General features: G+C 61.4%; 13 protein-coding genes. 8 read left to right on the top strand and 5 right to left on the bottom strand.

Annotated elements, in window-relative coordinates; translation table 11 throughout:
* Positions 1-109: 109 nt before the first annotated feature.
* Both FY112_RS28635 and FY112_RS28630 read right to left on the bottom strand, forming a co-directional pair.
* On the bottom strand, positions 110-433 hold the full coding sequence (locus FY112_RS28635; protein ID WP_094087325.1) for a hypothetical protein: 324 nt from the start codon (positions 431-433) through the stop codon (positions 110-112).
* A 117-nt stretch (positions 434-550) separates the two neighbouring features.
* Positions 551-841 (bottom strand): hypothetical protein, encoded by a 291-nt coding sequence (locus tag FY112_RS28630; protein WP_077977752.1) that lies wholly within the window; start codon positions 839-841, stop codon positions 551-553.
* Between the two features lie 197 nt (positions 842-1,038).
* Between FY112_RS28630 and FY112_RS28625 the strand changes: the two genes are divergently transcribed.
* Positions 1,039-1,629: a YqaA family protein gene (locus FY112_RS28625; RefSeq protein ID WP_065281419.1), complete on the top strand. Its 591-nt coding sequence runs from the start codon at positions 1,039-1,041 to the stop codon at positions 1,627-1,629.
* 76 nt (positions 1,630-1,705) lie between these two features.
* On the top strand, positions 1,706-2,221 hold the full coding sequence (locus FY112_RS28620) for a disulfide bond formation protein B (protein WP_151519851.1): 516 nt from the start codon (positions 1,706-1,708) through the stop codon (positions 2,219-2,221).
* Between the two features lie 75 nt (positions 2,222-2,296).
* Here the strand turns inward: FY112_RS28620 and FY112_RS28615 are convergent, their stop codons facing one another.
* Together FY112_RS28615 and FY112_RS28610 are read right to left on the bottom strand one after the other, a co-directional pair.
* Entirely contained in the window at positions 2,297-2,854 is a 558-nt protein-coding gene (locus FY112_RS28615) for an HNH endonuclease (RefSeq protein ID WP_020051813.1), read from the bottom strand.
* Positions 2,855-2,965: 111 nt separating this feature from the next.
* Positions 2,966-3,658, bottom strand: coding sequence for a DNA-3-methyladenine glycosylase (locus FY112_RS28610; RefSeq protein WP_131663316.1), 693 nt, complete (start codon positions 3,656-3,658; stop codon positions 2,966-2,968).
* Here FY112_RS28610 and gluQRS point away from each other — a divergent pair.
* A complete protein-coding gene (gene gluQRS / locus FY112_RS28605; RefSeq protein WP_077977755.1) occupies positions 3,657-4,538 on the top strand; it encodes a tRNA glutamyl-Q(34) synthetase GluQRS in 882 nt (293 codons plus the stop codon). The genes FY112_RS28610 and gluQRS overlap by 2 nt on opposite strands.
* On the opposite strand, the gene FY112_RS28600 is transcribed toward gluQRS, so the two are convergent.
* Positions 4,503-5,426, bottom strand: coding sequence for a YihY/virulence factor BrkB family protein (locus FY112_RS28600; RefSeq protein ID WP_077977756.1), 924 nt, complete (start codon positions 5,424-5,426; stop codon positions 4,503-4,505). The two genes, gluQRS and FY112_RS28600, sit on opposite strands and share 36 nt — an antisense overlap.
* A gap of 76 nt (positions 5,427-5,502) precedes the next feature.
* Between FY112_RS28600 and FY112_RS28595 the strand changes: the two genes are divergently transcribed.
* The 5 genes from FY112_RS28595 to FY112_RS38130 all read left to right on the top strand — a co-directional run.
* Complete coding sequence (locus FY112_RS28595; protein WP_151519850.1) at positions 5,503-6,336, top strand: SDR family oxidoreductase; 834 nt, start codon at positions 5,503-5,505, stop codon at positions 6,334-6,336.
* An 18-nt stretch (positions 6,337-6,354) separates the two neighbouring features.
* A complete protein-coding gene (locus tag FY112_RS28590) occupies positions 6,355-6,558 on the top strand; it encodes a twin transmembrane helix small protein (protein ID WP_020051818.1) in 204 nt (67 codons plus the stop codon).
* 21 nt (positions 6,559-6,579) lie between these two features.
* Positions 6,580-7,158 (top strand): cob(I)yrinic acid a,c-diamide adenosyltransferase, encoded by a 579-nt coding sequence (locus tag FY112_RS28585; protein ID WP_151519849.1) that lies wholly within the window; start codon positions 6,580-6,582, stop codon positions 7,156-7,158.
* A gap of 33 nt (positions 7,159-7,191) precedes the next feature.
* Positions 7,192-7,977 carry a rhomboid family intramembrane serine protease gene (locus FY112_RS28580; protein WP_151519848.1) on the top strand — a complete coding sequence of 262 codons (786 nt, stop codon included), beginning with the start codon at positions 7,192-7,194 and terminating at the stop codon, positions 7,975-7,977.
* 187 nt (positions 7,978-8,164) lie between these two features.
* A partial coding sequence (locus FY112_RS38130; RefSeq protein WP_246700766.1) for an electron transfer flavoprotein subunit beta/FixA family protein occupies positions 8,165-8,509 on the top strand: 345 nt, incomplete at its 3' end.

Here is an 8,509-nt window from a genome sequence, read left to right as displayed (position 1 = left end):
GCGGACGGAAATGAACGTCCTGCGTCAGCAATGGGAAAAGTCGATGGACCTGTCCTGAAAAGGAAGCCGCAGCTCCCGACGGAGCTGCAGCGTTTCGGCAAATAGTGGACTACTTGTCAGGGCAGGCTTCACTGGTCGTCGTGCCGCTGTTGCCGCCTTGCGTCTGAAGCGACTCACCGCTCGGTTGGTCCGGGCAATTCGCCTTGTTCATCGGCATGTTCATCGAACTGGCGGAGCCATTGTTCGTCGTGCTGTTCGTTGCATTCGGATCCAGTGGTACCGTCGTGCCGCTGTTGCCGGTGCTGTCATATTCCGAGCTGCTCGGCGTATTGGCGCCGCTGTTGGTCGGAGCCTGCGGCGGGTTGGCCTGTGCGAAAGCCGACGTCGCCATGCCAAGGGCGAGCAGCGAGGCGGCAGCAAGTTTCATCCGCATGGGAATATCCTCCTCGGGATTTGTTGATCATGAGAAGGAAACCATGCAGTCAAGCCGTTGTTCCGACAGGCGTCGGGATTAAATACCCGGACGCGCGGCGCCGTAAGCGTGATTGCCTCAGCCCGCCGGCCAATAGCCATCGGCGCGGAAATCGTCCGGGATTGGGTCGAGCCGCGACAACGCCTCGGCTGCGAAGTCGATCTGTAGCGACAAGTGTTTGAGAGAGGCCAGCATCGGCACGCCGGTCGCGAATTCCCGGATGCGGGACAGATGATAACCGCTGTCGTCGATCCGTCGCGCGGCCTCCCGGCGCACGTCGTCTCTGCTCGGTCCCCGCCCCTTCTCGGACCGGTCATCCATTTGCACGGCCCGCCCACGGCCACCTTCGATCACTTTGAACATTCTCATGCCGCCCTGCACGTCGACCCTCAATCAGCTTGCCGCAGAATGGCCGATTCGCAATCCCGTGAAATCTTGGGAGAGGTGCTGACACCCGTCATCACGAAATTTTTTTGACGGCGGTGGCACGAAGGACACGGACGAGCATTTACAGCGCCGCGCACGGCCCCTAAAGCTCTTTTGCACTGCAACAGGAAGGAAACGGAATGCTCCGCAGACTTTACGACTGGACCATGTCTCTGGCCGCACGCAAATCGGCCGAAATCTGGCTCGCCGTCATCGCCTTCGTCGAAAGCTCCGTCTTTCTCGTTCCCGCCGACGTGCTGTTCCTGCCGATGGCGCTTGCCAGGCCGGAACGCTCCTATCGCTACGCGCTGGTCGCGACCGTCGCTTCCGTACTCGGCGGCATCGCCGGCTGGGCGCTCGGCTTTTACGCCTATGAGACGGTGGCGCGGCCGGTGCTCGAATTTTACGGCAAGCTCGATGCCTTCGAGCAGATGAAGGCCTATGTCACCTACGAGTGGATCCTGCTGCTGCTTGTCACATCAGGTCTTGCGCATTTGCCGCCGATCAAGATCGTGACGATCCTGTCCGGCGTCATTCACGTCAATCTGGGCCTTTTCATTGTTTCGGCGATTATTGCACGCGGCGCGCGTTTCCTCTTCCTCGCATGGCTGCTGCGCCACTACGGCGAGCCGATCCGTGACTTCATCGAGAAGCGCCTCGGCCAGATCGTTGGCATCGGTGCCGCTACGGTGATCGTGCTATATGTCGGCTACCGCTCTTTCGCTCACTAGGCGAGGATGATTTTCGGCCGAACAGGCCTAAAATCAATCCGCATCTCATGCTCTACTAAACTCGCGGAGCTCCGCCATGACTATTTCCTCGCCGCTCGCCCGCCCCGGCTTTGTCTATTCCATGTTGCTCGCCACCGGCATGGCGGCGGCCGTCGGCACGGCGCTCGGCTTCCAGTATATCTGCGGCTATATTCCCTGTGCGCTCTGCCTGTTGCAGCGGCAGCCCTATTATTACGCTATCCCGATCGCGATCCTGGCCGCAATCTCCGAGCTCGTCGGCCTGCCGAACTGGATCACCCGGGCGCTCATTCTCGCCGCCGGCATCCTGATGCTGGTGACGGCAGGCATGGGTGTTTATCACGCCGGTGTCGAATGGCACTTCTGGCCGGGCCCGGCCACCTGCTCGACGACGGCAAGCAGCATGACGACCAATGCCGGCGATCTGCTTGGTGAGCTCAACACCATCAAGGGCCCGTCCTGCACCGATGCGGCGCTGCGCGTGCTCGGCCTGTCTTTTGCGGGCTGGAACGTGATTGCCGGAATCCTGCTCGCAGCCTTCGCCTTTGTCGGCGTTCGCAAGGCCGCCTCGTAAAATTATGCAGCATTCGAATGGGCTGCAGCGTCCTTTGCGCCTCTGAAAGGACGCGCGGCGCTGCAGGCCGTTCGATCAGGGCTGCAGTTCGGTATCCCAATAGAGATAGTCGAGCCAGCTTTCATGCAGATAGTTCGGCGGGAACAGCCGGCCGTTATTGTGCAGATCCTGCACCGTCGGCTGGTACGGCTTCTGCGCCGGAAACATGGCTGCCTGCTTCGGAAGTTTGCTGCCCTTGCGCAGATTGCAGGGCGAACAGGCTGCCACGACATTCTCCCAGGTCGTCTCGCCGCCATGGGCGCGCGGGATGACGTGGTCGAAGGTCAGGTCGTCATGGGCGCCGCAATACTGGCATTCGAACCGGTCGCGCAGGAAGACGTTGAACCGGGTGAAAGCGGGATTGCGGGAGGGCTGAACGTAAGTCTTCAGGCACACGACGCTCGGAAGCCGCATCGAAAAGCTCGGCGAGGAAACCGAATGTTCATATTCTGCAATGATGTTCACACGGTCGAGAAATACCGCCTTGATCGCGTCCTGCCAGGACCACAACGACAAGGGGTAATAACTCAGTGGCCGGTAGTCAGCGTTCAGGACGAGCGCCGGCAGGGCCTGTGGGGAGACTGCAATCGTCAAGGGACTCTCCTGATCGATTCGGCATCTGCACCTGTATATTAGGCCGGTTGTTACAGGATTGTGAAGTCCAATAAATTCAGAGGATAAAGGCATTTTGAAGAGTGTTGCCGATCAGCCGATCGGCACCACGTCACGGCGCATCTTCGTGGCGTAGTAGGCCCAGAAAAGCCGTGCCGCCACCGAGCGCCACGGCGACCAGACTGCCGAAAGCTCAGCAAGCATCTTCGCCTGCGGCCGTGCGGCAAGACTGAATGCGGTCCCGACGGCATTCTGCAGCGCGACATCGCCGGCCGGGAAAACATCGGCATGACCGCCGCAAAACATCAGATAGACCTCTGCCGTCCACGGCCCGACACCCTTCAGCGCGGTCAGTTCGCCAAGCGCCTCGGCCGGCGGCTTCAGGCAGAGCCCGGAGAGATCGAGACGGCCGGAAGCGACCGCTTCGGCAATCCGCGACAGCGTCTCGGCCTTGGCGCGCGACAGACCGAATTCGCGCCACGCCTCGGCGTGAAGCAGTGCGTAGCCTTCGGCCGTCAGCGAACCGTCCGCCGGCAGCATGCGCCGCCAGATCGCCTCGGCGCTGGCGCGCGATACCATCTGCGAGACGATGATATGGGCAAGACCGGCAAAGCCTGGCTCGCGCAATCGCAGCGGAATGGGTCCAGCGTCGGCGACGATCGGCACAAGACGCGGATCGAGGCGAAGCAGCGCTTCGAGCCCCTGCCTGACGTCATCGTCGTTGCGGATGATCTGCACATTGCCTCGCAGTGGTTCAAAAGCCGAATCCATGGCAGAAGAAAGCATGACCACGAGTGAGCGTCAAAAACCTGTCTTTCGTTTTGCGCCGAGTCCCAACGGACCGTTGCATCTCGGCCATGCCCTCTCGGCCCTTCTGAACCGCGACATGGCAGAGGCCGAACAAGGCCGCCTGCTGCTGCGCATCGAGGATATCGACCAGACCCGCTGCACGCCCGAGTTCGAGGCCGGCATCCTGAGGGATCTCGAATGGCTTGATATCAGCTGGGAAAGCCCGGTGCGGCGCCAGTCGGAACATTTTCCCGAATATCAGGCGGCGTTGCACGCTCTGATCGAGCGCGGGCTGGTCTATCCAGCTTTTCTGACGCGCGGCGAGGTGAAGGCGCGCGTCGTCGCCTACGAGGCGGCGGGTGAATCCTGGCCGCGCGATCCCGACGGCGCCCCGCACTATCCCGCAAGTGATCGTGAGCGTCCGGCAGACGAATGGCGGGACATGCTGACCTCGGGGAAGAAACATGCCTGGCGGCTCGACATGCGCAAAGCGCTCGACCTGATCGGCGAACTGCTGTTCTGGACGGAAACCGGCGACGGCAGGACAGGCGAGATCGCCGCCGAGCCCGACGTCTGGGGCGACGTCATCCTGTCGCGCTCGGATGCGCCATCGAGCTATCATCTTTCCGTGGTCGTCGACGATGCGCTGCAGGGCGTCACCCATGTCGTGCGTGGGCTCGACCTCTTCCACGCCACATCGGTGCACCGGCTGTTGCAGGTGCTGCTCGGCCTGCCGCAGCCGGTCTATCACCATCATCGTCTCATTCTCGGCGCGGATGGCCGCAAGCTTTCGAAAAGCCAAGGTGACACCGGGCTTGGCGAATTGCGCGCCCAGGGCATGTCAGGGGCGGATATTCGCCGTCTTGTCGGGCTCTGATTGCCTTTCGACACGCTCTCTGCCGACGATCGAAAGCGTGTGCGAAAACATCCGGAAGACGCGGAACTTGATCAGCGCTGCATTGATCTCCGCCCCGATGATGAAGATGACGCCGACCATGTAGAGGAAGATCAGCACGATCATGACCGAGGCGAGACCGGCATAGGTTGCCGTATAATTGGCGAAGGTCGCGAGATAATAGGCAAAGATCAGCGCTCCGGCGAGCCAGAGAAGCAGCGTCAGCAGCACGCCCGGAATGACGTCGAAGACCCGCCGCTTGCCGGCCGGCAACCACAGATGCATGACCAGCAGTCCGACGGTCAGAACCACCAGCGTGCCGTAGATGCGCCAGCTGAAAACGATGTCGAGCGTATCGGCGAACAGCGGGAACCATCTCCTCGAATAATCGAGCGCCAGCGGCAGGGCGACCAGCAGGATGCTGATCGCCGTGAAGATGATGACCGCGATCAGCACGTAGCCGAGGCTGGCGAGACGCGTGAAATACCAGGCCCGTGTTTCCTGTACCCGGTAGGCGCGGTTGAGCGAGATGCGCAGCGCCTCGACACCGTTCGAGGCGAAATAAGCGGCGGCCAGCACCGAGATCGTCAGCAGCCCGCCGCGCGGAATGGTCAGCACCTGCAGCACCTGGTCGGCGAGCGGTTTGGCGATCGCCTCGGGCCAGGTGTCGAAGATCAGATGGATGGCCGTCGAGGAAAATTGATCGGCGCCAAGGAAGCTTGCGAGCGCCGTGCCGAAGATCAGGAAGGGGAAAACCGCAAGCAGGCTCGACAGCGCCACATGGCTTGCCATCGCAAAGCCGTCGTCCTCGACCATATGACAGATCGCGTCATAGACCACGTCATAGATCGTGCGCAGCACCTTCGGCATTCCGTCTCCGGCTTTCCAGATTGTATCCTCTGGCCGAATATGGGAAACGAGTCCCATTTTGTACAGGAATCATTCCATGGCGGGAGAGCGCACCATCGTCGTGACCGGATGTTCGTCCGGTATCGGCGCTCATTGCGCGCGGTCGCTGAAAGCCGATGGCTGGCGTGTCTTCGCGACGGTGCGCAAGCCGGAAGATTTGCCGGGGCTGGAAACCGAGGGCATCGAGGCCTTCCTGATGGACTATGCCAGGACCGAGACGATTTCCGACATGGTCGGCGCGGTTCTGGAACGCAGCGGCGGTCGCATCGACGCACTCTTCAATAACGGCGCCTATGGCCAGCCGGGCGCCGTCGAGGATCTGTCGACAGCAACGCTGCGCGCGCAGTTCGAGGCGAATTTCTTCGGCTGGCATGAGCTGACGCGGCAGGTCATTCCGCCGATGCGCCAACGTGGCCAAGGGCGGATCGTGCAATGCTCGTCAATCCTTGGCGTCGTTCCCTATCGCTATCGCGGCGCCTACACCGCGTCCAAATTCGCGCTCGAAGGCCTTAGCATCACCCTGCGAATGGAGCTGCAGGGCAGCGGCATCCATGTGAGCCTGATCGAGCCGGGTCCGATCGCCACACGTTTTACCGCCAATGCGCTGGCAAAGATCAAGGAACATATCGACCTCGAGAATTCGCCCCACGCGGTCGATTACATCAGGCAATTGGCGAGACTCGACGGATCGGGGCCGGTCAACCGCCATAAACTCGGCCCGGAAGCGGTCTATTCCGTATTGAAACACGCATTGAACTCGACAAATCCGAGGCCACATTATCCCGTAACGACTCCGGCTAAGCAGGGCATGTTCCTGAAGCGGCTGCTTCCGGCAGACCTCTTCTACCGCCTGATGCGCTGGACGGACTGACTGAGAAAGCTGAACGCCATGTCCACGGTCACCTATATCCTCGCGATTATTGTCATGGGCGTCGTCGCCCTCGTCCTGATCCGCGGCCTCTTCAACATGATGAAGGGCGGCGATCCCAACCGTTCCAACAAGCTGATGCAGCTTCGTGTGCTGTTGCAGGCGATCGCCGTCATCCTGATCATGGTGACGCTCTGGATCACCGGCGGGGGCCGCCCGACCTGACGGGGATTCAAGGGGGGAACAGTGGTCAAGCTCAACAAGATCTACACGAAAACAGGCGATGACGGCACGACCGGGCTGGTGTCCGGCCCGCGCCGGCTAAAAGACGATCTGCGCGTCGAGGCCTATGGTACGATCGACGAGGCCAATTCCGCAATCGGCCTGGCGCGGCTGCACACGGCCGGCTTGCCTGAACTCAACGCCATGTTGATGTCGATTCAGAACGACCTCTTCGATCTCGGCGCCGATCTCGCCACCCCTGACACTGGTGAGCCGCCGGCCTATGAGCCGCTGCGGATCGTCGAGACGCAGGTCGACCGCGTCGAGCGTGATATCGACCAGTTGAACGCCGGCCTGGAGCCGCTGAAATCCTTCATCCTGCCAGGCGGCAGCCCGGCTGCCGCACATCTGCATCTTGCCCGCACGATTGCGCGGCGCGCCGAGCGTTTGATGGTGGCGCTTGCCCGCACCGACGGTGAAATTGTCGGCGAGCCGGCGATGAAATATGTCAACCGGCTCTCCGATTTCCTCTTCGTCGCGGCACGTCATGCAAATGACCGGGGCCATGCGGATGTGCTTTGGGTTCCGGGAAAAAACAGATAGGCTTGTCGCGATCACGATCGCCGAGGGGCCTTTATGTTCATACCACTTCACGATGCCAATACGCTGAAACATATCAAGGTTCAGTGGGTAACGCTCGCACTGATCGCGCTGAACTTCGCGGTCTGGCTTTTGACCAGCCTGGAGAGCGAGCAGGCCGCCCAGGCGACGACCGTCGGGCTCGGCTACATCCCGGCAATCGCCTTCGGCCACGCGGTGCTGGCGCAGGGGCTCGAAATCGTGCCGGAACCGCTGACCTACCTCACCTATGCCTTCGTCCATACCGGCTTCTGGCATCTGGCCGGCAACATGATCTTCCTCTGGGTCTTCGGCGATAATGTCGAGGATGCGATGGGACATCTGCGCTTCCTGATTTTCTATCTCGTTTGCGCCGCCGCCGGCGCGCTCTGCCACGGCCTGCTGACCATGACCTCGGAAGCACCGCTGGTCGGCGCATCGGGGGCGGTCTCCGGCGTCGTTGCCGCCTATGTCATGCTGCATCCGCGCGTCCGGGTCTGGGTGCTGGTTTTTTTCCGTGTGCCGTTGCCCCTGCCGGCCTTCGTGCCGCTGCTTTTATGGATCGGACAGCAGTTCTTCATGCTGGCGATCGCACCTGACGGCGACGTTTCCTGGGGTGCGCATGTCGGCGGCATCCTTGCTGGGGCTTTGCTGATCCTGGCGTTGCGCCGGCCTGGTGTGCCGCTCTTCGACCGGCAGATCGTCCCGCCCCGCGCCGTCAGAAACGACCCGGGCGCTGGCCAGGCCATCGCGGCCGGCACGGACGGGCGAACCGCACAGCGCTTTCCCTGGGGCCGACGCTAAGCAACGATATTGACGTGAACGTAAACGTCCATATATTGCCGAGGCAAATCGCCGGCCGGCGTCATGGAAGCGTTGAATTTGGAGGAAAAGCGCGTATCCATGTCGCCATTCGACAATCGGAGCGGCGCTTGAGCGCGCATTTTCTAAAAAAGTCTCTGAAGCCAGTTTCTCCTGAAGGAAGGACCCCATGAAGATACTCGTCCCAGTCAAACGGGTTGTCGACTACAACGTGAAGATCCGGGTGAAGCCGGATGGCACAGGTGTCGAGCTTGCCAATGTGAAGATGTCGATGAACCCGTTCGACGAGATCTCGGTGGAAGAGGCGCTGCGGCTGAAGGAAGCCGGCAAGTGCGAAGAAGTGGTGGTCGTCTCGATCGGTCCGGCCAAAGCCGAGGAGACGCTGAGGACCGCCCTTGCGATGGGTGCCGACCGGGCGATCCTGGTCGAGACCGACGATCAGATCGAGCCGCTCACCGTCGCCAAGATCCTCAAGGCTGTCGCCGATGCCGAACAGCCGGGGCTGATCATCGTT

The sequence above is a fragment of the Rhizobium sp. PEPV16 genome (assembly GCF_008919455.1).
Classification (GTDB): domain Bacteria; phylum Pseudomonadota; class Alphaproteobacteria; order Rhizobiales; family Rhizobiaceae; genus Rhizobium; species Rhizobium leguminosarum_Q.
This window is presented reverse-complemented; position numbering and strand designations above follow the sequence as displayed.